Annotated in this window: 1 pseudogene; it reads left to right on the top strand. The window is 47.8% G+C overall.

Annotation, left to right across the window (positions count from 1 at the left end):
- Window positions 1-253 (top strand): annotated as a pseudogene (locus tag ACEYW6_RS36835) (photosystem II q(b) protein); the annotation flags it as partial.

The following is a 253-nucleotide window of genomic DNA, read 5'->3' as shown; positions in this document are numbered from 1 at the left end:
TTCCTGATTGGCGTATTCTGCTACTTGGGTCGTGAATGGGAACTATCCTACCGCTTAGGAATGCGTCCTTGGATTGCGATCGCTTATTCAGCTCCAGTAGCAGCAGCAACCGCAGTATTTTTGGTATACCCCATCGGACAAGGTTCCTTCTCAGATGGTATGCCTTTGGGAATAAGCGGAACATTCAACTTCATGATCGTGTTCCAAGCAGAACACAACATCTTGATGCACCCCTTCCACCAGTTAGGTGTAG

The organism is Nostoc sp. UIC 10607 (assembly GCF_047228265.1).
Taxonomy (GTDB): Bacteria; Cyanobacteriota; Cyanobacteriia; order Cyanobacteriales; family Nostocaceae; genus Nostoc; species Nostoc foliaceum_A.
Note: the sequence above shows the minus strand (reverse complement) of the source record. Positions and strands in the feature narration are given on the sequence as shown.